The organism is Thalassoroseus pseudoceratinae (assembly GCF_011634775.1).
Lineage (GTDB): Bacteria > Planctomycetota > Planctomycetia > Planctomycetales > Planctomycetaceae > Thalassoroseus > Thalassoroseus pseudoceratinae.
The window spans coordinates 233,424-259,393 of record NZ_JAALXT010000001.1 but is presented as its reverse complement, the minus strand read 5'-3'; the positions used below and the strand labels follow the sequence as shown (position 1 = coordinate 259,393).

Genomic DNA, 25,970 nt, shown 5'->3' with positions numbered 1-25,970 from the left:
CGACTTTCTACCGAAGCGACTTCGGTTTGGCGAGAATCTCATTCAGGACAATCGCTTGCCGAACCTGATTGGGATCGCGGAAGATTTCTGCCCACGAATTGGCAGTCAACTTCGCTCCATAGACTGCTTGCATTTCCGCCGCGTTCGCCTCAGCTCGCTTCGCGGATCGTTCGGATTCCGTCAGGGGCACTGAAACGGCCTCCGCCACGATCGGGGCGGGCGAATCAGCTTTCGCCAGATTGCTTTCCAAATGTGGCAGTTCCTTTTTGCCAACTTTCGGACGCAACCGAGCCTTCTTCATGGCGGCTTTTCGAGCTTCCTGCTCAGCCTGTTTTTTCTTCGCTTCGATTTGCTCACGAAGTGATTCATGGTGCGGGTGAGGTTCTTCCTCTGGAATCACTTCCGCGACGAGTTCCGGCTCGGCCGATTTCTGACGCCCTTCCCGTTTGCCGCGAACTTCCTGCAGGAATACCTCGATTTCACTCTGAATGCGTTCGTCAGTGCGTTCGCGGCGACGCTGCGGAGGTCGCGATCGCTCCCGAGTCGGTCGCTCGTTCTTCTGCTTCTGGCTGTTTGCCAAATTGACAATCCAGCTGATTAACGTAAACACCACGACCAACAGATAGATCACCGCCTCACCGGCAGCTGCAAAAATTGGCTCGGCGATGGGAAAAGTCATGGGAAGACAACCTTTAGCAACATGATGTTACGAGATGATATTGCTTCAATTCGTCGAAGATCAGTCGCGTTGCGACAGACTTGATTCCTCGCCGGTCCCAGCGATCGACGTTCGCATTTTGGTGTCGGCCTGAACATTCTTGAGTTCGTAATAGTCCATGAGACCCAATCGCCGTTGCTGGAAAGCTTCCGCGGTTGCCTTTGGAACTTCCGCTTCTGCGAGCACAACTTGGGCACGGTTGGCTTGGACACTCGCCGTCATTTCCTGTTCCCGAGCCATCGCATCCGCACGTCGTTGTTCTGCCTTGGCTTGGGCCACTCGCATGTCGGCTTCCGCTTGGTCTGCGGAGAGCTTCGCCCCGATGTTTTCACCGACGTCGATATCGGCAATGTCAATCGAGACAATTTCGTAAGCTGTGTGCGCTTCCAGACCTTGGTTCAGCACGATCCGCGAGATGTTGTCGGGGTTTTCCAGCACAGTGGTGTAGGAATCGGTCGAGCCGATGGCTTGCACAATCCCCTGCCCGACACGTGCGACAATCGTCTCTTCCGTCGCACCACCCACGAGCTGTTTGATGTTGGTCCGCACGGTTACACGGGCGCGGGCTTTGAGTTGAATCCCATCGCCCGCGACAGCGTCCAGCGTGCCCGCTTTTTTCCGTGGGTCAGGGCAGTCGATCACCTTCGGATAAACACTGGTGCGGACGGCTTCAAGCAGGTCACGCCCAGCAAGGTCGATGGCTTGTGCGGATTGCCAATCGAGATCGATCTTCGCTTTGTGAGCAGCGATGAGGGCACGAATCACGTTGGGCACGTTGCCGCCCGCGAGATAGTGCGCTTCCAACTCCCGTGTGCTGATGCGTCGCTCGTTCATCACGCCGGACTGAACTGCCATGATTTTGGCCCGGACGATCACGGCGGCATTCACTTTCCGAAATGACATCATCACCAAGTCGGCGAATCCAATGTTCGCCCGTGTCATCTTGGCTTGAATCCACAAGGTGAAATAGCGGGCAAAGACCGCCAAGAATACGACGACACCAAGCAAGATAAAGCAGGCGACGACAACGATGGGAGTGCTTAAATCGTTAAAATCTGGGAGCACGAGACAGCCTCATTGCAAGTGGTGGAATTTCCGCTGTGGTATCGTCAGTAATTTTGGCTAAGTTTCTGGAATCTCGAAATCGAGCGAGTGTTCCGAAGGGCGACGGTCAGTATCTGCAGTTGTATCTTCGTTCGTCGCAGCCTTATGACCGTTCACGGTTTTATCGTTCGCGGTCGTTTTTGTGGAACTGGTATCTTGGTCGATTGATTCCCCATATTCTGGCTGATGTCGTCGCACAAACATACGATTTCCTTGAATCGCGACGACAACGACCGGTTGACCAGGGTCAAGCATTCCGTCCTGAGTGACCGCATGGTATCGCTCGCCGTTCACCGAGACCAGCCCACCCGGTGTCATGAGAGTCACGGATTGACCGATCTGACCGATGAGTTTCGCTCGTTCGTCGGCGTCGGCGGCATACGGGTCGACTTCTTCGCTACTGGGACCTTCCAATAGTACGCCGTTCCCCAGCCGAGTTCGCGAGAGCAGCCAAAGTGTCCCGACAACGGTGGCTGGTATCAGAGCCAACGTCGATCCGCAGAATATCCAAAACGCATCGCGATTGCTCTCCCACCAAACACGATGAGCGTAGACGACGGACGCGACAAAGCTCAGGATCGACAAAATGGCGATGAAGCCGCCGGACGGAATGAAGATTTCCGCGACGATCAACGCCAAGCCAATGGCGAAAAGCAAGAAGATGATCAGCGTCTGATAATCCATCACACTGTTCTGTTTTGAGTTTCATCCAAAGTTGGTGGCGGTGTGGCGGATGCGGTATCTCGCACCGATCGGACCACGAACCGCTGGCCCCGAAGTTCGATGACCTCGATTGTCTCACCGGGTTCGATCACGACACCCTCCGTTTCGGCGTGTTCGCGTTTGCCATCCAACAGCACCAAACCGCCGGGGTTCATCACTGTCAGCGTTTTTCCGCGACGCCCGATATATTGTAGGCGCTCACCGTCATCGGGGGCAAATGGAGTGACGTCGCCTGGCTCTGGTTCACCGAGCAGATTTTCGCCAATCGCCGAATGGGGAAACAAATACACGGCGACAATCGAGGCCAAAATGATCCCGCCGACCGCGAGGGCAGGATAGGCCCACCATGCAATTTCACGTGGAAGCCAAGTCGATCGCAGCATGAAGACGAATCCGCCGATGCCCGATACTCCTGCGAGAATCAGCAGTGAGCCATCGGTGCCGAAGAGCATCTCCAGCAGCACGAAGACGGCTGCCAAGCCGAACAATGCCAATGCTGTGAGAGCGGTGGAGTCCATACTCCGTATTTTACCGCTCTTCTCCGAATGAACAAGCCGGTGGCCTGTTTCGAGAGGCTCGGTTTATGACTCGCTGAGCTGTTGCTTCCAGCGTTGTGTCTGTTCGGCGACGGCCGCCCGTCCTCCCGAACCGTAACTCTGGAGAGCGGCAACGGCGTTGTCCGGACCGAGCACATCGAAAACGGTTTCGTCGACGCGGTCGGAAGCGGCTTGAAATTCGGCCAATGTGAGATCGGAAAGCCGACAACCACGCTGCTCGCATTCCGCAACCAACCGACCAACAATTCCATGCCCGGAACGCATCGGCACACCCCGTTTGATGAGGTATTCCATCAACGCCGTTGCATCGAGGAAGCCTTCATCGAGCCGCTCACGAATGCGATCGACTTGCAATTCGGCACCGGAGATAATATCCGGGACAAGTTCCAAACAGGCGGCGATGGTGTCGTATGCGTCGAACAACGCAAGCTTGTCTTCTTGCAGGTCACGGTTGTATGCCATCGGAAGGTTCTTGACCAACAATAGCAATTGCGACACGCTCGCCATCACACGGGCCGACTTCCCACGGATGAGTTCGAGCACATCCGGGTTTCGCTTTTGCGGCATGATGGACGAACCGGTGGTGTAGGCGTCGGGAAGTTTGAGGAAACCGAACTCCGTGCTGAACCACAGAATCCACTCTTCGGCCCATCCACTCAAATGCGTTGCGATCAACGCGAGTGCCGACACGAACTCAATTTGATAGTCGCGATCACTTGAAACATCCAAGCTGTTTGCCGCCGGTTCAGAGAACCCGAGCAGTTCGGTTGTATAGTCCCGATCGATTGGCAAACTTGTTCCGGCCAGTGCCGCACAACCAAGCGGACTGACATTGACTCGTCTTAAGCAATCGCTGAGGCGATCTCGGTCGCGTTGAAACTTCTCGCAATACGCCAACCAATAGTGTCCCGCCATCACCGGCATCGCACGCTGGAGGTGCGTGTAACCAGGAAGAATGACATCAACGTCTCGTTCCGTGCGGTCTACAAGAGCGCATTGCGCATCTTGCAGCAAACGATCAATGTGTTCGATCGCTTCACGCGTGAAAAGTTTCATGTCGGTGGCGACTTGGTCGTTCCGGCTGCGTCCGGTGTGCAGCTTTCGCCCGACGTCACCCAACTTTTCGATCAACGCCGACTCGATGTGCATATGGACGTCTTCGAGCGACGGGGAAAGCTCCAAATCGCCGTTCTCGATCCGAGCAAGAATCGCATTCAGTTCGTTGACGATCTGGTCACGTTCCTGCTCGGTCAGCAAGCCGACTTTCGCCAGCATTGTGGCATGGGCTTGGGAGCCACGCACATCGTGACGAGCCAATCGCACGTCGAAGCTAATGGACTCCGTGAACGATTCCACACGCGGGTCGGTTTCCTGTGCGAAGCGTCCGCTCCAGAGTTTCATAAGACACACGAGATTCTGTGAAAGGTGAAAATGTCACAACACGAGCAGCGTTTGAATGTCCTGGATCACAACTCACGAATGAGTTGCGATCAGGACCGTAAATCGTTGATGAAACCATCATCTCGATCGGGATGAGAAAATGAGGTTTCTCCTGGCCATCATCGTGCTTGTTCAATGAATTTGACGTTTGGATGATCCTTCTTGAACGCCTCAACCGCATCGTCCGAGACACCCGCGAAAGTCAAGATGACCTCTTTGAGTTTGGGGAACTCGGCGAGTGTGCTGAACACATCGTCGGAAAGTTGAGTTTTCGCCAAATTGAGGTGTTCTAGGTTTTTCAGCGTGGTCAAGTTTTTGACGCCTGCGTCGGTGACTGGCGTTGCTTCCAAACTGAGTTTTCTGAGGTTGCCCAACGTCGCCAGTGATTTTGTGGCCTCATCGGTAATCGCCGTCTGCCACAAATCGAGATTCCGTAGTGATTTCAATGGTTCCAGATTCTTAATGCCGGCATCGGTCACTGTTGTGACTTCGCTCAAATCCAACACTTCCAGTTTCTTCATGCCGAGCAGATGTTTCATGGCTTCATCGTCTGGCAGTGTTTGCCGAAGATTCAAATGCCGCATTTCGCTCAGGCCCTTGAGGTGAGCCAAACCGTCTCCGGTGACGAAGTCGTTCCACAGTTCGAGTCGTTGCAGCGATTTGACATCCTTGAGTGGCTCCAAGCCTGCATCGTCGATGTTTGTCGAACCCAGATACAAGGCTTTGAGTTTCGGCAACGTCGCAAGTTTCGGCATGATCGCGTTGCCGAAGTATTGCTTGTTCAAGTTCAACTCGGCCAAGTTCTTGAGTTTAGCCAAGTCGTCAACCGCAGCTTCTGTGATCTGGGTTTGTTCCAATTTCAAGTTCGTAATCTGTGGCATTTCACTCAGATGCTTGATCCCGGCGTCGTCGACGTTGGTGTAACGGAGATCAAGATCTCGAAGTGCCGGCAGCTTTTTCAGGTGTTTGAGACCATCTCCGGTGACGTTGGTCCGTCGAAGGTACAACGCTTTTAGCCCCTGCATACTTTCCATGCTGGCTAGCTTCGCGAGAGCCTCGTCACCGACGGTGGTGTCGCTTAGATCAAGCACGACTAGACGGCTGAGCGGTTCCAATCGGGAAATGCTCTCATTGTCGTAGTTTGGGCCAGAGAGGTAGAGTCGTTCAACGTATGGCAACGCGGATAACAACACGAGATCGTTTTTAGTTGCGAAGCTCTTGCTGAAATCGACTCGGGTGACGTTCCCATTCTGGATGACCACGCTTCCACCAAACGACTCAATCGCCTTCACGACACCCTTGCGAGCTTCTTCAATCTGTTCCTGAGCGGCTTTCTGGGCCGACTGCGTACGTTGATCAAGATTGTTCGCAAGCTCGTTCTTTTCCGAGAGAAGTTTCTTGGCCTTCTCTTTGTTGAACTCAACTTCTTGTTGGAGTTCCTCGTTCGCGGTTTGAACTTGTTTGAGTTCGAGCTGAGTTTTCTCGAGTTCAGCCGCAAGTTGGGCCGATTCGTCGGACTGGCATCCCCAGAAGCAGCCAATGAGTGCCATCATCAGGCACGCGGACACAACGCGATTCATGGAATAACCTTCGATTATCGAGCAAACAAGCAGGAGTGATTCACAGGTGCGGGAACCGTTCTTCCAGCCTGACATTGACGAGGTCGCGCGAGCAAAGCCGGTTGCGTATCCCCATCGAAAACGGAGAACGGTCAAATAACCCGAAATGTCAGGGTAATGACTGGGTTGTTCGAAGGCAACAAAGCACTCGGGGAGTTTTCACGCTCTCGCTTGAAGCGGGCGTGATCTCAACTGCCTGCGGGAGACTTTGCCAGAGTCGCGAAGAACAGGGCGGCCCAGCCGACCAAGAACGCGACGCCCCCGATCGGTGTAATCGCACCCCAAGGAACTCCCAGCCATCGTGGGCCAGCGACCACCAGCAGATAAAGGCTGCCACTGAAGACGACGATGCCGACGAGAAAACTCCAACCGGCGATCTGCAAGCTGGTAGATGTTTTCGTCGCGGACAGCAACCCGACAAATAGGAGAGCGAGAGCGTGGACCATTTGGTAATGGGCGGCCGTTTTGAAGTCGCCCAGATATTTTTCCGCAGCGGGAATTTCCCGACCGAGAACGGTTTTCGACTGCCCGTCATACTTTCGTTGCAAAACGCCATCCAAACCGTGAGCGGCAAATGCTCCGGTGACGACCGCGAGTCCCGCCAACACTGCTCCAAGAGCCGACCACGTCATGAGTTCGATCCTGTCTTGTTGCCGCTTTTGCAATCGGGGAGCGGGTCAGATTTCGATTTTCGCACCGAGCACTTTCAAGAAGTCACGCAACCAATTTGGGTGAGCGGGCCAAGCGGGAGCGGTCACCAAGTTCGCGTCGATATGCGACGCATCGATCTCGACCTCTACGAATTGCCCGCCTCCACTAGTCACTTCCGGTCGGCACGCCGGATAAGCGGTGCAGGATCGATCTTTCAGAACCCCTGCGGCAGACAAGACTTGCAAACCGTGACAAACGGCGGCGATTGGCTTCTGTTCGGTGGCGAACTCACGCACGATCTCTAAGACGCGTTCGTTCAACCGAATGTACTCCGGCGCTCGACCGCCCGGAACGACCAAGCCAACATAGTTCGCAGAATCCACATCTGCGAAGGAAGCGTTCAGGGTGAAGTTATGCCCTGGTTTTTCCGTGTAGGTTTGATCGCCCTCAAAATCGTGGATGGCGGTGCGGATGGTTTCTCCGGCGGATTTATCCGGGCAGACAACGTCCACCTGGAATCCGCACATTTGTAGAGCCTGTACCGGCACCATTATTTCGTAGTCCTCGACGAAATCACCCGCGAGAACCAAAATTCGTTTTGTGTCAGCCATCGTTCGATCCGTGTTGCGTCAAACTTGCTGTGAGGAACAGTTCGGACTTAGAGAAGCGTTTCCAGCAGGCGACGCAACTTTCGCATCTCCAGCATTCGATCCGATCCTTCCAACTGTTCTGGCAGCAATTCCACGGATAATGCAATCGAATACGGCTGGCGTTCGAGGAGGGAAACCAGCCGATTATAATCGACTTCGCCCAATCCGATTTGCACCTGGACTTGCTCCGGCGATGTGTCGCGAAGATGGGTATGATAAACGTAAGGGAAGACCTGGTCGTAAGTTTGGCCACGACTCGGGCCACAAATGTAATAGCTGGGGTCGAGGGTAATGCCCAGACCCTTCGCGGCCTGACACAGCTCAACCGCCGTGTGTGGGTCTTCGGTTAGATGGCCGGTCTTGGTTTTAATCGAGAGTCGCACGGAGTCACGGTTCGTGATACTCACGAACTCCCGCAACCGATCAACTTCCATGTTGAAGGGGGTTCCCATTTCCGATGACGGCACGGTGATTTGGGTCACCCGCATCTGTTTGGCGAGTCGGGACAGAGCCGTCAACGTTTCGGCGGAAACATCCTCTTCGAGACAGAACGCAATCGGCGTCAGCCGGGTCTGTTCTCGAAAATTGGAATAAAACGCGTCCGGGTCCGCAACTACATCCTCCGGACGCAGATGGTCACTCTGCGAACTCATCCAGATCTCGACTTTGTCATAGTCCAGATCGGTTAGTTGAACACAGGCTTCTTCGAAGGGAAGATCCCGGAAGCAATGGGTCGATGCAGCGACAAACACTCGGTCTACTCCTGGACCGTCGTCCTAAGCGTATTTGAGACATATATTTAAAGCTATCAACCATGACAGCTTCAGCGTCGATGATGTGTGTTAATCTATAGCGGTTATGCGGATTCTGCAAGTGCGACCGCTCGAACCTGTTATTCCGGGACGGCGTTTTGAAACGATTTTCCATGTTTTACCGGAGGATGTCCGATAAACACACATAGGGCGATGAGAGTTGTTGCCCTCAGTCAATGAACGGTTAAGGAAATCCACCCAAATTAGGGCTGAATTTCTGTTCCGACCAGTCACTGGATCGGCTGCAAAAGGGGAAGAGAGAATGCGACGAACGATAGGCTTGCTGGCGGTCGCCGTGACGGTCGCTGTGGCTAGTGGGGCATCACCGGCCAAAGCACAATACCCAGGTGGTGCACCTCAGTATTGTCCATCGGGAGCGAATCCCTATGCAAATGGCATGTACGGTCAGTCTGGAATGCCCGGCGGAATGGGGCAATACGGACCTGGCATGTACGGCCAAGCTCCGCTAGGCACCGGACAAATGCCGCCCGGTGTCTATGGAACTTCGTATCCCGAATTTGCACAGACATGGCGAGGGAAATTTGTTCAACCAACGAATCCGCAGGCTCCTCCGGGAACCTTCCCGACTCATCGGTACGATATTCGTTATCACGCACCGAAGAATCTCGTATACCCCCGAGCGGGGCAACCGGCCGGTGTTACGGTCTATCCGTATTACACCACCCGAGGTCCGACAGACTTCTTCATGGACGATGAAAACGCATTGAACCGCTAATACAATTCGCGGGATATCATCGAAACAACAACCGCCCGACGAATCCTTCGTCGCGGCGGTTTTTCTCATGGCCGATGTCCGTTTCACTTTGCGTGCGGCTTGAGACCTGCCAGACGCTTGAGATCATCGAGATCGTAGTATTCAAGCACGCCGTGAATCGTCGTGGCGAGTTGACCCGGAAGTTGCGGTTGATCGAGAATTTCCGTCCACGACGGCAATGGTTCTCGGAACGGTTGGAGGCGGCACATATTTGGTTCGAGTGCCGCAGTATGTAACGCAGCGACACGAGCGTGTCCGTCGACGACGATTTCAACTTTGGATTCCGCAGGTAATCCCTGTTGCATCACGCGGAGACACTGCAACACGTCTTCGGTTTGTTGCCCGACGAAAGCTTCGCCCAACAAGTAGGCCATGAAGAACGCTTTCCAATCGCCGTACAAGTCTTTGGCAGACTTCGTTCGGAGTTCCCCGATTCCCCGCAGATCCACGGCCCAGACTTCCGTGCCGTCTTCGGCTTCGGTCTTCAGCCGCTCAATCTTGGCGGATTGTTTCTCGACGCCCAGCAGCAGAACTCGGCGACCGTTCGGTTTCGATGGAACAAGCCGTAGGATTGGCAACGTCACGCCGTCACCGACTTCCATCGTCAGCCGACGAAATTCAATCTCTCCATGCTTCCCGAGCCCAAGCGTTCTCGTTTTGGGGGTTGGGAGTTGTTCGATCCGGCGGACACCCGCAATTTTGCGAATGGTAGCTCGCGCGGATTCCGGGGGCTTGTTGTCAAATTCTTCTCGCGACGTGCGATCTTGTTTGGCCAGATCTTCATTGAGATCGAAGACGGTTCGCTCGCCGTCGAGTAACAAGACCTCGCCTTTGGGTGTGCAATGCAGTGCCTCGACCGGCCAGACATTGAAACCAGGATCAGCCACGTCTTCGTCGACATCGGCCAGCCATCGTTTCATCCAGCGGACGATGGTTTCGCGACCAGTTTGTGTGATCCCGTGTTTGCCAGCGGTTTCGACAAGGTTGACACGTTCCGGTCGTCCAAGTCTCCCGTAGAATCGCTTCGCCTGACGGAACGTGTCCCACGCACCTTCGATGCCGAAATAGTCATCCGTCGTGCTGCAAATGAGTGTTGGTTTTGGAGCCCGCATGAGAACATAGTCAGTTTGCTCCATGCCAAATTCGATTTGCCCATAGATATTTTGTTCGGAATCTTGCGGACCGAGAGTTTCGATCAGGCCTTCCAGCGTCGTGATGTAGCAGGCCGGAGCGGCACACAGAATACGGTCATCCAAGGCCATCAGATAACTGGTGAGAGTCCCGCCGCCTGAGCAACCGGTGCAACCGAGTCGCGTCGCGTCGATGTCGTCTCGACTCGCCAAGTAATCTAACGACCGCATTCCGTCCCAAATCCGATATTGGGCCGTGTTTGTTCCCGTCAGAATTGCACCAACGCCGCTGAGGAAGTGCTCCGTGACGGAGGACAGGTTCGCGGGGTGTCCATCCTCCTCGGCAACCTGCGACCGTTCGCCCTGGCCGATGGGATCGTAACACATCGCCGCCATACCGTTCTTCGCCAGCAGAATACCGAGTCGCTGATTGTACTCCGCACCTTTCCCGGTTTTGGAATGGCCACACGCGATCAAAACCGCCGGATACGGAGCGTCGCCGGTCTTCGGTAAGTACAAAACCGCTGTGACGTGATGATTCGGTCGGCTCTCGAATAGGATCTTCTCGACGCGAATGTCGTCGTTGCCGATGTCGGCTCCATCGAGTTTACCCGTCACCTGGGCGTTCAGCAGTGTTCTTTCGGGAAACCCGCCGAGTTGCTCCACGAAGAACTCTCGTCGTGTGTCCTGCCATACACGATAGTCGGCATCAGTTCCCAATGATTCAAATGCTTGTCGACGCTCGGCAAATTTCTTCTTTGCTTGTTGAGTCAACGCGTCGTAAACCGATTCCGTCGCGTTGGGCAGCACGGTGAGGCTTGTAGAATCTGTTGGTTCTTGAGCCAAGACCAACAGCGATTGAGCCGCGCGGACTCGGACATCCAAAGTTTCATCGTCCAACATAGCAATAAGTTTGGGGACGGCATCGGCAATGCGAGCCTCGCCGGCGAATGTTGCCGCGTAGGTGCGAATGGCGGGGTCGTCGGAATCAAGGTTTTGGACCAACGCGGCTTGCGCTTCGGCGTCACCGAGGTTGGCCCGTGAGTGTTCAAAATAGCATCGGCTGAATTCGTCCGGCATCTTGTCCTGAGCGGTTTGAAGCCGTTTGATGTCAGTTACGTTGCCGATACGTCCGATGATCCAAGCCGCCGTTCGGGCGAGTTCCGGATTCCCGTGGGTAAGCATCGCCCGCACATACTCCAAAGCCGCTGCGTCGCCAGACTTTCCCAAAGCGGCCGCGGCCATGAGTTTTAGACGCTGGTCGTTGTCTTGTTGAAAGCGGAGCCACATGGCTTCACCGTCACCGAGCTCACCGACTTTGTAAAGACTTTCGGCCGCGTGCGTGTGACCGAACGATTCCTCACCGGTGAGAATATCGAGCATGATTTTCGCATGTTGACGCTGGCCGGCTCTCACCAATTCCCGAGCGATGCCGCAGCGTTTTTGGTCGTCGAATGGTTGTTGCAACATCGGTTCCAAGAACGCGACAACTTCTGCTCCATGACCGCCAAGCGTCAAGGCCTCTGCCGCATGGATTGACGGCCAGAATTCCGCCGACCGCAAACCAGTCCGAAGCACGTTCACGCATTTGGCTCGAGTGGCGTCATCCAGTTCGACGGTGATCTCAGCACGCGTGGGGTGGGCAACAAACGTCACGAGCAACAACGTTGCCCAGCACGTGAGGCGTCCTCGTCGACTCCATTGATCTAACTTGCGGATTCCAATGACGTTCATCACAGACGTTTCCTTCTCGATGCCGATTTTCTAGGGCCACTTGCGGTGGGAATCGGCTTGAGCATAAACGGAAGCGAATGCGAACGTCCAGCGGACGCGTGCCGCGTTACGACGACTCCGAGTGAGCCAGCCAACCGGGCGGTGGGGGCGGAACCAAGGATACGCTGTGTCCAATCCGACGGATGCCGTCGGGAGCCGGAACTTCAAGTCGCAGGGAATTGGCCATTGTGTGAGCCGCTTCGTGTCCGGGGTTGAGCCGAAAGACCCGCTCCAATCCCGCCTTTGTGCCCGGAATGTCTCCGCTTCGATGTCGAGCATAGGCGATGCGATACCAATCGTCCGCGGAAACCTCGCCGGACACGGAATCCGCAGCAGAGGCAAGTGTGGTCGCTGCATCGGACCAGCGTTCCAGTTGTCCATAAGCAATGCCCAGGGACCATGTTGCGTACTGTCGCTGTTCCGCGGTAGCAATCGGTGACTGAGCGGCGGCACGTAACAATGGTGCGGCCTCGGAGGGACGACCGGCGTTGATCTGCAAGCTCGCGAGGCGTATCTGAGCTTCGGTGTGATGACTATCAACCGCCAACAACCGATGATAAATTTCGCTGGCGAGTTCGGGATCGTCGGCTTTCTCTGCGTAGTCGGCCCGTTTGAGCAAAGCCGTTGGTTGCATTGGGTCGGCGACCAACGCTGCGTTCAAGGCGGCCACCGCGTCTTTCTGTCGGCCTTCTGCTTCCAATAATCGAGCCAACGTCACGAAGCTTTCCGAGTCGTCGGGCATGTTCGTCGTAGCGAATCTCAGGTATTCGATCGCAGCTTTGGAATCTCCCCGATCAATCGCCAAACGAGCAACTTCCCGGTGGAGTTCCGGATCGTCGGGGTTTGTTTCAACTGCCTGCCTTAGATAATGATACGCCTGATCCAAATTCCCGTTGCACTCAGCTTGGTGAGCCTTTTCCGCGAGAATTCGGGCTTCGTTGCAGGATCGATCGCAAAACTCTTGCAGCCAATGACACCCCGCGAGATTTCCACCGACTAGACAGAAGATCGCCACGACTAGCCATCCCCGAACACGCACTTGGCCGAGCGCACGAAGAACGTCCACCGCTCGGTGAACGCATTGCGCGTGCCTCGCGATGGATTGACAACTCCGGGATGGTCGGAGGTCAAATCGCATTCTTGCGTAACTATGGGGGTTCTAGGAGTTTGAGAGAGAGCGAGTGATTCGGCTCTGCCGCAGTTTAAGGAAGAATTCGGAATGTGAATAGACGAATTCCATCGCCGACAGAGGAGGTCAAGATCGGATTTCCAAGAGTTTTGGCTGTCGGCGGGCCAAGTCGGGGCGGTGGCGTTGGCGCGGAGACGGCCAACGCGGACAATGGCGGAAGAATTCGCATCACGAAACCCGAGATTGCAGTTATGAATGTCGTCATCTTCGGTGCTGGAACGGTTGGGACTTCCATCGCCGAATTGTTATGTTCAGCCAAGCACAACCACAACGTGTGCATTATCGACGCGTCCGCGGAATCGCTGCGTGAGGTGGAAGAGCGTTTGGATGTTCAGAGTGTGCAAGGCAGTGCCTGTGATGTCTCGACGTTGTTCCAAGCTGGCGTACAAAGCGCGGATTTGTGTCTTGCTGTGACAAGTGGCGACGAGACGAATTTGGTTGCCGCGAGCATTTCGAAATCGATGGGAGCCGCTCGGAGTGTGGCCCGGATTTACCGCCCTGCCCTGCGGGACACGAGCACATTCGACTATCGGCGACATTTCAAAATCGATCGCCTGTTTAGCTTGGAATACCTGACGGCACTCGAATTGGCGAAACAGGTTCGGGAGCGGGGTTTGTTCACCGTCGAGAATTTCGCGCGGGGTGGCATCGAAGTCCGGGAAGTGGGAGTGCATGCTGAAGCGTCAATCATCGGCGTACCCATGAGAGACTTGGATATGCCTCGCGGCGTGCGAGTCGGTGTGATTACCAGCGGAAATCGTTCGATCATCGCCGGAGCCGACGACGTCGTGCGTTCCGGTGATCACGTGACATTAATCGGCACGACCGAAGCTGTGGAGACGATCAAGAAACGTTTCGAAGCCAGCAAGCCAAAGACGATGAACGTGGTTGTCGCCGGTGGTGGGGAAATCGGATATCACTTGGCGAAATTGCTGGAACACCGCCGCTTTAATGTCACGCTAATGGAAGCCAACGAAGACCGGGCTGAGGAATTGTCGCGGCGATTGGACAAGACGACTATTCTTCACGCCGATGCAACACGACGCAGTGAGATGGAAGAGGCTCGTGTTGGACAGGCGGATGCATTTATCGCGTGCACCGGACGGGACGAAGATAACATTATCTGTGGTGTTGAAGCTCGCGAATTCGGATGCCGTCGGATTTTGTGTGTCGTGCGTCGGCCCGACTACGCGAACGTTCTCGCGAAGCTCGGGATCGATGTGGCAGTCAGCCCGCGTGAAGTGCTGGCTCGTCAGGTCCTTGGGCTTGTCGATGCCGGGCCGGTCCTAGATCGCACATTGCTGTCTGGCGAAGCGGAAGTTTGGGAAGTCGAAATTCTCGAAGGCAGCCCAGTGACGAAAGCCCCACTCAAAGACTTGCAACTCACGCACGCACTGATCGCAGCCATCGAACGGGACGAGTTTGTGCGTGTGCCCGGGGCGGATGACCAACTTGCCGCAGGTGATACGGCTGTGGTTCTCGTTCAAGGCGCCTACGCAGACGCAACCCGTGACATGTTTATTCCCTCAACAAATTCTTAGAACCATCAAAGGTCGAAACTTATGGGTATTATTGAAACCACATTGAAAATTTGGGAATTCAACCGTCAGCGGACGCTTGGCACATTGGATGAGATCGCCAGCCACGCGAATGCGACAGAGATTCTCGGTTGGCGTCCCGGTCCGGGACGGGCACACATCGCGTGGCAGCTCGTGCATGTCGGCGTCACGGAAGAATTGTTCGCGACCGAGAGAATTCTCGAAACGAGTCCTGCCTTCGCGGACTTGATACCACGATTCAAAGGCGGCAGCACGCCGGATGACGACATCCCCAACGTGGACACCATCCGGACCGTCCTCAATGAAAGTCGAGAGCATCTGCGGTCGACCGTTTCGAAATTTCAGGAATCGGAACTCGATACCGTTCCCGAACCGCTCCGAGAACGGAATTGGTCGATCGGCAAAGTGCTTCAAGTGATGGCGTGGCATGAGCCACATCACCAAGGACAAGCCCACATCACGTTGAATCTTTGGAAAGCTCAGCAGTAGTGATCGTTTTCGGCTCTTTCGATTCGATTTGAACGCTGGGTGACGCGTTGCTTGCCCAGCTGTTCGCACGGAGACAACCTCCACGTTTTTCGTGGGATATGATTTATGCAGTTAATCAAAGTTGCAGCGGCGGCGTTGAACCAGACGCCATTGGATTGGCAAAACAACGCTCAAAACATTGCCGATGTCCTCGCCCAAGCACGGTCCGAGAACGTGGGCGCGTTGTGCCTCCCGGAACTATGCATCACAGGTTACGGGTGCGAAGACGCCTTCCACTCAACTGGAGTCTGGCAGACCGCTTGGGATGTCTTGCAAGAACTGTTGCCAGAGACGCGGGGGATGGTGGTCGGGCTTGGTCTGCCGATCTTTCATCAAGATGCCGTCTTCAATGCCGTTGCGGTTGCCTGTGACGGCAAGCTTCAAGGGTTCGTCGCCAAACAATACCTCGCCGGCGACGGCATCCACTACGAACCCCGTTGGTTCAAAGCCTGGCCGGCGGAGGTGGTGACTCGATTACACCGGGGGCTCGATGACTACCAGATCGGCGATCTGACATTTCAGTTTCGCAGTCAATCCGGGAAGACGTTCTCACTGGGTTTTGAGATTTGTGAAGACGCATGGGTGGCGAACCGTCCCGGTAGTCGATTGGCTGGTTCGGGGGTGGATGTCATTCTCAACCCGTCCGCCAGTCACTTTGCGTTTGGCAAGAATGAAGTTCGGAAGCGATTCGTTCTTGAAGGATCGAGAGCGTTTGGCGTGACCTACGTTTACGCAAACCTTCTCGGCAACGAATCTGGTCGCGCGATCTACGATGGCGGCACGATGATCGCTACCAACGGTCGAATGCTGACGGTCGGCAGTCGTTTTCGCTACCACAATGTTCAACTGGCGTCGGCGGTCGTGGATGTCGATTTGACGCGGATGAACCAAGCTCGTGTGGTTAGCTTCAAACCCGACCTTGAACTGGAACCGCACTCTCGGATTTCAGTGCCCTTTGAATTTCCCACAGTTGACGACGATGACTTGCGTGAAGTCAGCGATACCGCCTTCAATCCAGCAGCAAAGGAACCGGAGTTCAACGCTTGGGAGACGGGGGCGCACGTCAAAGAGGAAGAATTCACCCGAGCCATCGCGTTGGCCTTGTTCGACTACATGCGGAAAAGCCGATCCCGTGGCTTCGTGGTTTCGCTCAGTGGCGGTGCGGACTCCGCTGCCTGTGCCATGTTAGTCGCATTGATGGTCGAATTCGCAGTTCGAGATCTAGGGGCGGATGGCTTCGCGGAAACGCTGAGTTTCATCCCGGAACTCAAGGATTGCCCAACCGTTCGCGATTGCGTGCAGCGGTTGCTCACGACCGCATACCAGGGGACCGCCAACAGTGGCGACGTCACACGGAACGCTGCCCGCAAAGTTGCGGAAACCATCGGGGCGACACACTACGAATTCGATGTCGAAAACATTGCGGCGGCTTACCGGGAGACAATCTCTGATGCCATTGGCCGTCCACTGACTTGGGAACAGGACGACATCACATTGCAGAACATCCAGGCGCGAGTGCGAGCGCCGAGCGTGTGGATGCTGGCGAATCTCAACAATGCCTTGCTGCTCGCGACCAGCAATCGATCCGAAGCGGCGGTCGGGTATGCAACGATGGACGGCGATACCTCTGGCGGATTGAGTCCCATCGCAGGGATCGACAAAGCATTCCTGCGGCGTTGGTTATCCTGGCTGGAAACCGTCGGCCCACATGCCGGTCGAGCCGTGCCGGAGCTGGAACTAATCACCCGACAAGCCCCGACTGCGGAACTTCGTCCGCAGTCCGCCGGTCAGACCGACGAAGACGATCTGATGCCCTATCCGTTGCTCGACGCGATCGAACGGGCCGCCATCCGAGACAAGCAAATGCCGGTTGAAGTTTTACGATACATGCAAGCTGAGTTCCCCCAATTCGAACGCCAGCAACTTGTCGAATGGATTCGTCGATTCTTTCGGTTGTGGTCGCGGAATCAATGGAAACGCGAACGCTATGCTCCGTCATTTCACGTCGACGACAAGAATCTCGATCCCAAAACGTGGTGTCGATTCCCTATTCTTTCGGGAGGTTTCGAACGTGAATTACGACAACTCGACGAAAACACCTCAACCGAGGGCCGTTCCGAATGAGCAATGAATTCGAGTCACATCCGACCCGCCGAGCAGTGCTGACGGCTTTAGCAACCGCCGGTATTGGGACGGGCGTTTTTCGGCGTGCATTGGCTGCGAATTTGCCAGTGAATGCTGAGGTGACTTCGGAAATGGTGCAGGCTGCGGAGTGGATTGCAGGAATCGAACTGGATGACGAAACTCGCCGAAAAACGGCTCGCTCGGCAACCGCCACGATCCGAGAACTCAACCGCCTGCGAGCGGTCCACATTCCTCACGAAACGCCAATTTCGCTCACTTTTGAACCGGCTCCTGGTCGGAGAGCCTTGTCCGATCGACGTTCGACATCCGAAGCTCGACCACTAGAAACCGCGACGCTGCCGAGACCATCGGAACTCGACGAGCTTGCTTTTCGACCAGTGACGGAATTAGCGGGATTGATCCGCACCCGCGAAATTACGTCGCTGGAATTGACGCAAATGTATTTGGATCGACTGCGACGGTTCGATCCGGCTTTGAAGTGTGTCGTCACACTGACGGAAGAGTTGGCCACGAAACAGGCGAATCACGCTGACCGAGAAATCGCGGCGGGTCGGTATCGCGGTCCGTTGCACGGCATTCCCTGGGGAGCGAAAGACTTGATTTCGGTTCCCGGCTATCCAACCACCTGGGGAGCCCCGCAGTTTCGTGAGCAACAATTAACAACGACTGCAACGGTTGCCCGACGACTGCAAGAAGCCGGTGCGGTGTTGGTTGGGAAGCTCTCTCTGGGAGCACTCGCAATGGGCGATCGTTGGTTCGGTGGCCAAACGAAGAACCCCTGGAATTTGCAGCAGGGTTCCAGCGGTTCATCCGCCGGTTCCGCTGCGGCAACGGCTGCCGGTCTGGTTGGGTTTGCAATCGGCAGCGAAACGAATGGAAGCATCGTTTCCCCATCGCGGCGTTGCGGCACGACTGGTCTGCGGCCGACTTTCGGGCGAGTCAGTCGACATGGCTGCATGACGCTCTCGTGGACCATGGACAAGCTTGGCCCTCTCTGCCGGTCCGTCGAGGACTGTGCCCTTGTGCTCGGCGCGATTCACGGCACCGACGGACTTGATGCCGCCGCCGTTGACGAACCGTTTCACTGGCCGCCGGTTTCCAAGCTCAGCCAGATTCGTCTGGGCTACATCGAAACGAGCCTTTCCGACGAAGACCGACGGGCATTGGAAGTCTTCCGCGATTTGGGAGTGAAAACGATTCCCGTGGAGCTTTCGAGTGATCGCCCAATCAGCGAATTGTTGATTATTTTAGAGTGCGAAGCGGCAACTGTTTTCGATGAACTGACTCGGTCGGGCGACACGCAAGGACTCAATTATTGGCCGGATATTTTCCGGAACGCTGAGTTCATTCCGGCGGTGGAATACCTGCGGGCGAATCGGATTCGGACTCAGTGGGTCCATGAGTTGCGAGAAGTTTTTCGGAACATCGATGTCTTACTTGGAAGCCAATTGGTCTCGCTGACGAATCTCACCGGACATCCGATGATCTCTTTGCCGAGCGGCTTCCATACGGATAGCAACGGCACACGCACGCCCGTCGCAACGCGATTGGTGGGCGACTTGTTTCGGGAAGAGGAATTATTGCAGATCGCGTATCACTACCAGCAGGCGACCGGCTACCACTTGGAACATCCCGAGTTGCCGGTCACCGCCGAGTGATTACATGGGCAGCTATTGTGTGACTCGCGAAGCGATTTCCTTCAAGCGTTTGGCGGCTTTCTGACTGAACTGCGACGTTGGGAACTCAGCTTGCACTTCCTCATAGGTCTCTTTGGCCTTGTTCCACTGATTCAGTTTTTCGTCACATAATGCGGCTTGATACAACGCCGGAGCTTGCCATTCCGGGTAGCCTTTGTGGACGAGGTAAACTTGCAGATACGCCTTCTGAGCGAGTAACCACTTTTCTTGGTGCCAATAGGTTTCGGCGATCAAGAGCTGAGCCTTAGCTCGGGTTTCGGTGCCTTGGCTGTTTTCATCGTTGAGGGTTCGTTCGAACGCGGTACGGGCTTTGTCCCATTCCGCCTGGTTTTTGTAGGCTCGACCGAGGATTTCATAGACTTCGTAGAGTCGATCACTCTTCGGATTCCAATTCTCGAACCCTGCGACGGTTTCAACAACCTTGTCGTAGTCTTTCTGCCGAAGGTAGGTCTCTGCAAGCAGCACCCACACACGGGGATACCAATACGATTGAGAAACGTCTTCGTTGGTTTGCTGATCTTTCAGCTCCAGCAAAAACTTTTGAGCTTCATCGAGTTTCTGTTCGGAAAGCAACGCCTCACTGGTGCGAAATTTCGCCGTGAAGCGGTAAGGGCTTTGGGGGTATTTCTGTTCGATCTGCGATGCGTACTTTTTGACGGTCTCCCAGTCCTCGTCCGAGACGGCAATCTCCATGAGACGGTAGGTGGCGTGCTCTCGAACTTCCGGATCAGATTTTTCGTTCTGCAACAGAGCCTCGAACGCAGTTGCTGCGTCCTCGAGTTTTCCGGCTATGAAGTCGCTCTCTGCCAAACTCAGTTTGGCGTTGTCGACCAGATCGCTATCGGGACGTTCCTGAATCAGCCGTCGATAGACCGCATCTGATTCCGCCTCACGGCCGGCTCGAAGATTGGACAGAGCCCATTCGTCGAGAAGCTTGTCCAAGTCCTCGGCGTTCGGGAATTTTTCGAGTAACGCTTTGTAGGCTTCGTCGGTTTTCTCGGGCTCGTCGAGCTTTTCATAGCCACGAGCCGTCAAGAGACCAGCAAGAAACGCATACCGAGTGGCCCCATTCTTTTCTTCACCCTTCGCGGCCGGTGAATCCGGGCTGAACGTCTTGAAGGCGGTTTGATACGCTTGAACGGCGTCCTTCAATTGGTCGGCATTTTGGAGACACTGCCCTCGCATGTACGCAGCTTCGGCGGCTTGGAGCTCGTTATCGGGGAACTCTTGGAAGTACTTGCGGAAGTCCGCGGCGGCAGCGGTGTATTCCATTTGGTTGAACCGTGCCCACGCCAATCCGGAAACACCCGCGGAATATTGCGGCGTTTTCGAGCCGAGCTTGACGAGCATCTCGTAAAGTTCTTCGGCGAATTCCCAGTCTTGCTTGTCGTAGGCGATCTCACCACTCTCAAGAATTTTTTCCGCCAACAAGGGACTATTCGGGAACCGATCGCGGAGTGCAGCCAAGTCGATGCGGACTTGGTCCTTGTCCCCTTTGCGTGTGGCCGCCACAACTCGGGCTGCCAATGCCAAATCGGCTTCCTTGCCTTTGGGAGCGAGTTCGAGATACGTCGTGGCTTTGGCAATGGCTTGGTCGTCGTTCTTTTCCGCGAGGTGACTTTGGGCGGCGATGATCAATGTGCTGATGAACTCCGATGACGCCCCGGTCTGCCGAACTTCCTCCAAGAGTGGTTCGGCAATCGTGAGAACTTCTTCGTGCCGTTTCAGCTTTTGCAGAACTCGACAGAGGTGGAACCGAGCCAAATTCTTGGTCTCGTCGGTCGCTGCTCCGTCAAGAACCGCTTGGAACCGATCGACCGCGGATTGGAGATTGTCCTTGCCACCCTTCAAGTCCAGGATCCGACCGTAGAGCAATTCGTGTTGAACGCTTAATGGTGAATCGGGGTACTTGGTGGAAAACCGGTCGGCAATCGTGGTCGCCTCGGCCAACTGTGTGGCTCGTTTTTTCTCGTCGGTAGTTTCTCGTGCCAGGCGGAGTGCAGCTTCGGCGGCGAGGTGAAGGGAATCCGCAGCGTAATTGCCTTCGGGCCAACGACGTTCCAATTCCAGGAACAGATCCCGAGCAATTGCGAAGTCTTCGTTTCTCAACCGACTGTCGGCCTGATGGAACCGAATCTTCTCGATCAATTCGGGGGCTGCGTCGGAATTCTCCTTGGTTGCCGCCGCAAAGGTTTCTTCCAGAATGCGAGCTGCCTCGGCGTGTTCCCCGAGCGACTTGTGGGAGACCCCTCGCCAATATCCGGCTGTGATGGTTTGGGACGGTTCCTTCGCGGCGGTCTTGAAATGTTCGATCGCCTTGCGAAAGTCACCGAGTTGATACCACGCATAGCCTGCGTTTAACGTGGTGAGTGGGCGAAGGGGATTGTCTTTCTCCAGCTTCGTGATCAACGAGTCATAAGTCTCCGCAGCCTTCGCGAAGTTTTCCTGATCGAACAGAATGGTTGCGAGATTGAAGCTCGCCTGATTCGCCAAGTATGGAACCGGTTTCTGAGCAACTTGTTGATAGGTCTCGACGGCGGAATCGAACTGCCCGGCATCTTCGTAGGCTTGGGCCAAGCCAAATTGCGCTTCGTCGACCAGACGGCCTTTCGGGAAATTCTCAACGGCGGTTTTGTACGCCACAATGGCGTCGGTTGGCTTGTCGAGCTCGAGTTCCGTTTCTCCCAGGAACGGCCACGCCCACTCGGCAAGTTCATGTTTCGGGTGGTCTTTCAAGAACTCTTTGAAATCCTGTTCCGCATTGGGGAAGTCGTCGACCATATAGCTGCACTCAGCAATTCGGTAGAGCGCATCCGGTCGCCGTTCACTCTTGGGAAACTCTTTGACGAATTTCTTCCAAATCGGACGGGCGGCTTTGTAGTCTTCCGCGTTGGTCAGCGAAAGACCTTGATACAGCCGAGCGGTTTCCGCTTGCACGTGCTTGGGATTCTTGTCCGCGAACTCACCGAAACTCTCCGCAGCCAGTTTCCAACGCTCTTGACGGTAGAACCCGGCGGCAGCGTTATAGATTTCGATCGCACTTTGTGCATAAACCACCGGCACGCTCAACGCGATGTTCAGTAGCAACACAGTTGCGATGACAGACCGAGTTCTCAAAATCCGCCCGGTCGGTTGAATTGGTCTCATACCTTTCCTCCGCAAAGCGAACCGGCTTTCGCACTTCGACGAAAACCAAACCGCGAACGCTGTTTTGCCGTATCGTATCTTGCAAGCCGGTGATGGGACAAGACTAGCGGTCGATCCGGCAACGTCGAATCCCGGATCCGACGTCTGCCGACATCCGTTTCCCATTGCCGTATGCGCAGCAAAACGCCTCGGAGTCGGAAAAACCCCGAGGCGTTCACGTTTTTGGATCGTGCCTTTCAAGCTCAGCGAACCACTGGGCCGGCACAGCGAATCAAGTGGTCGTGGTCGATGTAGACCACTGATTCGGTTGCGTCTTCGTGGCTGAAGGGAATCGGCCAGTCCGAGCGGATTCGTTTGTCGTAGTACACGGTGCACTTGTAGTGACAGTGATGCAAGCGAGCCGGTCCGACGAGCGGATAGAACTTACATTCGTCGATGCGGTCCACAATCGGCTCAACCACGATTCGCACGTTGTTGATTTGCGTTTCCGCGAGGAAGGCATAACCGCCTTCACCGGTTTCGGATGCTGGCAACGCTCGCACGACTTCATCTGGGCTTGGCGGATCGAGACAGAACAGCGGTGCGTTCTCGCCTTCGACCGGGTCCAGCACAGGAACGCGACCGTATCGCTCTTCCTCGTGGTAGACGTCTTCGATTCGTTGACTGAAGTACGCACCGACTGGAATGAACGGTGCGGTCTTCCAGAATGTCGAAAACGCTGATTGGACTTCAAAAAAGCCGTCAACGAGCTTACAGCCGCTCGCTCCGATCAGGGCGGTCGACAGTCCAAGGACCAGGACCGACCGCCGGACCAGTTGCTGAAAACGTGTCATGGGATCCCTCCGTGATTGGTCGTCCCGCCCATACGATTCTTGGCGGAGTCTCTGGTCGAGATGTGATGATCGTTCATCAGGCCCAGCGGCCTGCGATGTCTGGTTGGGTTGGCAATTTGTGAATCGCTTGAAGATCGTCATTCGTTGTGTCTCGTTGCGATTAAGTACCGCCCGAAAATTGGGCTTGCATCATTTATATCGTGTGGAAGCGTGCGATAACTTGGGGGAAAAGTCCGGATTTTGCCGATCGAAACGAGAATAATTTCTCGAACGCAAAGCATTACGGCTAAACATCTTCCGTAAATGCAAAGAACGCCCCCGGCAGCAGCCGAAGGCGTTCTGTATTCTGCGTGATCCGACCGGTTTGCGGACGCTTACCAGTTCTTCGGATTCACGAACCACCACCAACGATCGGTCTTGGAGTCGAAGTCGAGCATCCAGTGTCCGTCATCCCATTCCAAGCTGGCTTTTCGCCATCCCAGCGGGACTTGCGGGTAGGGGTAGAATGGTCCGATGTAAGGCCAGGCACTCGCCGAGTAATTCTTCGGATATTGAATCGCGGCAGAGTTCGGGTATTGAGCTTGGGCTGGCCAAGCGTACGGAGGCATGGCGGGGTTGTTGTAGAGCGTGGGGTTCGCTCCTGGTCCCGGCATTCCGTACTGTGGCGGAGCGGCAGGCATGCCACTAGGTCCACCAGGATATCCCATTCCCATTCCGGGTGCAGCTCCGGGGTAACCACCACCTGGCATTGGGTATCCACCGGCCGTTGGCGGCATTGGTGGGGTTCCCATTGGCATCGGTGCGGACGGTGCTCCACCGGCACCTTGTTGGTAGGCGGATGCTTGCATCACCGAACCAACACGGATTTGGTTTTCGACTTGGCCGACGCCGTAAACGCTACCGGCAACTTGCTCGGCGAGAGCTTTTTGCTCAGCCGTGGCGACCGAACCGGCCAACACGACTTTGCCGTTCTTGTAGCGGATCACGAGGGGCTGGTCACCCAAGTTGGCTTGCCGCAACGCAACACCGATTCGCTCGGCGACTTCTTGGTTGCCGACTTTCGGTGCGGAGTTCGCGGAAGCTTGCATGATTCCGCTCGACGGTGCCCCAGGTGCGGAAAACGCCGACATAGCCGGTGCCGTTCCACAGCTGGAGCAAGATGGGTCCGCACAACCGCTCGTTCCGCAAGATGGTTTGGTGAAACCAACTTGTTGAACGAAGTTGCTCTTCTCTGATGGGTTGTAACCGGCTTGTTGAACCGGAGCGCGTCCGGTCATCAAAGCCAGTTGGTTGTCCACGCGGGTGACGCCGGGGACTTTGCTGACCAGTTGAGTCGCCATCGCTTTTTGTTGAGCGTTGGCAATCTGACCAGTTAATTTGCAGACGCCGTTGCCGCAAACAATGTCAATGTTGGAACCAGCCAAACGGGCTGACCGCAGGGCGGAAGCCACGTCGTCTGCCAACCGTTGGTTACGTTCCTCGGCCGACACAGATGTTGCCCGCTGTGCTGTTGGGAAGTCTTTCGGCCCACCCCAGACGACACCGGGGGCGGCCATGATTCCCAATCCGAGAATCCAGTTCCGATACCTGAGCATGAAGAATCTCCTGCTTGTTCTCGCATGGAGTCGACCGACTTGGCCGTCTCCGTCCCGCCCCCATGCGGGGAGCCTACAATGTCCGTTTTCCCGTAGCGAAACTCACGGGTTGCATCTGTCACCGAACTTCCGTTTGGCCTTCTGGTCGAAACGGAACATTGCGGCCGTGTGCTACCACTTTCGCACCGCATCGCGTCATTCACGGCGACAAACCGAGCTTGACACGCTATGAATCACTTTCGGCGTTTCCCCACCTGTTTGGTCAGGTTATTCCGATTGTTTCTATTATTTCGGCGAGGTCCGGGGTCCGGCATTGGCTTTTCTCGGCTGAATTCCCATGGAAATCGATCGGATATTTATTTCCCTGCGTGATCTGTGAAAGTGGGAAGTAGATGTGTGGCTTTATGTGCATCGGTAGAGTCCCTGGTTTTTTCCAAGAATGCGAGTCGATCGTCTAGACAGACTGGAATCCGGTGGTCACAATCCATTTTGTACAGATAGCCTGTCTTTTCTGGATGAATTGTTGTTATGTGATGTAGCTAACATCACGGTTTTGCGTGTTCTGTAGAATTCGCCTGAATTAACTTCAGTTCGAGGTTGAACCTGTTCTGACAACTTGCTTTGGAAGCGGATGTCAGAGATTGGTTAAGGCTATCGCTGGAAAATCGTGGAGAGCGTTTTCCCCGGCAACTTACTTACGGAAAGAAATTCCCCATGAGGAAATTTGGTCCCCTATTCACGTCGCTGTTTTCGCTCGGTCTGGTTCTGATGGGAACCGGAATTAGCGAAGCAGGTTGTTTCTCGTCATGCAGCACCCCAAGCTACTCGTCGTGCAGCACGAAAGTGGTTTACAGCTCGTGCAGCACTCCTGTCAGCAGCTGTAATACAGTAACTTCCTGCAAACCGGCTGCTTCCCATGTGGTTTACAAGTCCGCTTGTGAATCCAGCTGCAAACCAGCAACGCACGTTGTCTACGAATCATCGTCCTGCACCACGAGCTGCAAACCAGCTTCCTGCGTGGTCGAAAACGCCTGCCCAACGACCTGCCAGCCGGCAATGACTTGCTCCAGCCCGGCACCTTCAAGCTGTGGACACGTCAGCTACAGCAGCCACAGCCCAGTTTCTCACGCAACTTACTACTCCACCCCAACGTCATCCTGCGTTGGTGGTGCCTGCGGTTTCTAAACCGTTTCGCCAATAGTTACCAAGAGGTGAACTCGAAGAGCTGTTGCTCGACCGGGTTCGGCCAACCACACAGCCATTGCGTATCTAACGTGAATGGTTTGCGATAAAAGACTTCACCTCATGGATGAGGACCGATCCAA

The 25,970-nt window shown here is 55.2% G+C and carries 19 protein-coding genes; 5 read left to right on the top strand and 14 right to left on the bottom strand.

Going from position 1 to position 25,970, the window contains the following annotated elements; all coding sequences use genetic code 11:
- Positions 1-7 precede the first annotated feature (7 nt).
- The 9 genes from G6R38_RS00915 to G6R38_RS00875 form a co-directional block, all read right to left on the bottom strand.
- Positions 8-679, bottom strand: coding sequence for a hypothetical protein (locus G6R38_RS00915; RefSeq protein ID WP_166819812.1), 672 nt, complete (start codon positions 677-679; stop codon positions 8-10).
- 60 nt (positions 680-739) lie between these two features.
- Positions 740-1,783, bottom strand: coding sequence for a flotillin-like protein FloA (gene floA / locus G6R38_RS00910; protein ID WP_240928015.1), 1,044 nt, complete (start codon positions 1,781-1,783; stop codon positions 740-742).
- 57 nt (positions 1,784-1,840) lie between these two features.
- A complete protein-coding gene (locus G6R38_RS00905) occupies positions 1,841-2,506 on the bottom strand; it encodes an NfeD family protein (protein WP_166819811.1) in 666 nt (221 codons plus the stop codon).
- Entirely contained in the window at positions 2,506-3,063 is a 558-nt protein-coding gene (locus G6R38_RS00900) for an NfeD family protein (RefSeq protein ID WP_166819810.1), read from the bottom strand. The genes G6R38_RS00905 and G6R38_RS00900 overlap by 1 nt, the downstream gene beginning before the upstream one ends.
- A 63-nt stretch (positions 3,064-3,126) precedes the next feature.
- Positions 3,127-4,503 (bottom strand): argininosuccinate lyase, encoded by a 1,377-nt coding sequence (gene argH, locus G6R38_RS00895; RefSeq protein WP_166819809.1) that lies wholly within the window; start codon positions 4,501-4,503, stop codon positions 3,127-3,129.
- A 158-nt stretch (positions 4,504-4,661) separates the two neighbouring features.
- Complete coding sequence (locus tag G6R38_RS00890) at positions 4,662-6,122, bottom strand: leucine-rich repeat domain-containing protein (RefSeq protein WP_166819808.1); 1,461 nt, start codon at positions 6,120-6,122, stop codon at positions 4,662-4,664.
- 227 nt (positions 6,123-6,349) lie between these two features.
- The gene (locus tag G6R38_RS00885) at positions 6,350-6,793 is read right to left on the bottom strand and encodes a DUF423 domain-containing protein (RefSeq protein WP_166819807.1); all 444 of its coding nucleotides are present in this window, start codon (positions 6,791-6,793) and stop codon (positions 6,350-6,352) included.
- 45 nt (positions 6,794-6,838) lie between these two features.
- Positions 6,839-7,423 carry a DJ-1/PfpI family protein gene (locus tag G6R38_RS00880; RefSeq protein WP_166819806.1) on the bottom strand — a complete coding sequence of 195 codons (585 nt, stop codon included), beginning with the start codon at positions 7,421-7,423 and terminating at the stop codon, positions 6,839-6,841.
- Between the two features lie 47 nt (positions 7,424-7,470).
- Positions 7,471-8,115 carry a sugar phosphate isomerase/epimerase family protein gene (locus G6R38_RS00875; RefSeq protein WP_240928014.1) on the bottom strand — a complete coding sequence of 215 codons (645 nt, stop codon included), beginning with the start codon at positions 8,113-8,115 and terminating at the stop codon, positions 7,471-7,473.
- A 421-nt stretch (positions 8,116-8,536) separates the two neighbouring features.
- Here G6R38_RS00875 and G6R38_RS00870 point away from each other — a divergent pair, with 421 nt between their 5' ends.
- The gene (locus G6R38_RS00870) at positions 8,537-9,010 is read left to right on the top strand and encodes a hypothetical protein (protein WP_166819804.1); all 474 of its coding nucleotides are present in this window, start codon (positions 8,537-8,539) and stop codon (positions 9,008-9,010) included.
- Between the two features lie 83 nt (positions 9,011-9,093).
- Here G6R38_RS00870 and G6R38_RS00865 read toward each other — a convergent pair whose 3' ends face one another.
- Both G6R38_RS00865 and G6R38_RS00860 read right to left on the bottom strand, forming a co-directional pair.
- Positions 9,094-11,913 carry a HEAT repeat domain-containing protein gene (locus G6R38_RS00865; RefSeq protein ID WP_166819803.1) on the bottom strand — a complete coding sequence of 940 codons (2,820 nt, stop codon included), beginning with the start codon at positions 11,911-11,913 and terminating at the stop codon, positions 9,094-9,096.
- Between the two features lie 106 nt (positions 11,914-12,019).
- On the bottom strand, positions 12,020-13,018 hold the full coding sequence (locus tag G6R38_RS00860) for a tetratricopeptide repeat protein (protein ID WP_206028418.1): 999 nt from the start codon (positions 13,016-13,018) through the stop codon (positions 12,020-12,022).
- Between the two features lie 155 nt (positions 13,019-13,173).
- Here G6R38_RS00860 and trkA point away from each other — a divergent pair, with 155 nt between their 5' ends.
- From trkA to G6R38_RS00840, 4 genes are all read left to right on the top strand, one after another.
- On the top strand, positions 13,174-14,682 hold the full coding sequence (trkA, locus tag G6R38_RS00855; RefSeq protein ID WP_240928013.1) for a Trk system potassium transporter TrkA: 1,509 nt from the start codon (positions 13,174-13,176) through the stop codon (positions 14,680-14,682).
- Between the two features lie 21 nt (positions 14,683-14,703).
- Positions 14,704-15,189, top strand: coding sequence for a DinB family protein (locus G6R38_RS00850; RefSeq protein ID WP_166819801.1), 486 nt, complete (start codon positions 14,704-14,706; stop codon positions 15,187-15,189).
- Positions 15,190-15,294: 105 nt separating this feature from the next.
- Complete coding sequence (nadE, locus tag G6R38_RS00845; RefSeq protein WP_166819800.1) at positions 15,295-17,352, top strand: NAD(+) synthase; 2,058 nt, start codon at positions 15,295-15,297, stop codon at positions 17,350-17,352.
- Positions 17,349-19,031, top strand: coding sequence for an amidase (locus G6R38_RS00840; RefSeq protein WP_166819799.1), 1,683 nt, complete (start codon positions 17,349-17,351; stop codon positions 19,029-19,031). Before nadE ends, G6R38_RS00840 begins: the two co-directional genes overlap by 4 nt.
- A gap of 12 nt (positions 19,032-19,043) precedes the next feature.
- Here G6R38_RS00840 and G6R38_RS00835 read toward each other — a convergent pair whose 3' ends face one another.
- From G6R38_RS00835 to G6R38_RS00825, 3 genes are all read right to left on the bottom strand, one after another.
- The gene (locus G6R38_RS00835) at positions 19,044-22,217 is read right to left on the bottom strand and encodes a tetratricopeptide repeat protein (RefSeq protein ID WP_166819798.1); all 3,174 of its coding nucleotides are present in this window, start codon (positions 22,215-22,217) and stop codon (positions 19,044-19,046) included.
- 242 nt (positions 22,218-22,459) lie between these two features.
- Positions 22,460-23,050, bottom strand: coding sequence for a hypothetical protein (locus G6R38_RS00830; protein ID WP_166819797.1), 591 nt, complete (start codon positions 23,048-23,050; stop codon positions 22,460-22,462).
- A gap of 374 nt (positions 23,051-23,424) precedes the next feature.
- Positions 23,425-24,645: a BON domain-containing protein gene (locus G6R38_RS00825; protein WP_166819796.1), complete on the bottom strand. Its 1,221-nt coding sequence runs from the start codon at positions 24,643-24,645 to the stop codon at positions 23,425-23,427.
- Between the last annotated feature and the right edge of the window lie 1,325 nt (positions 24,646-25,970).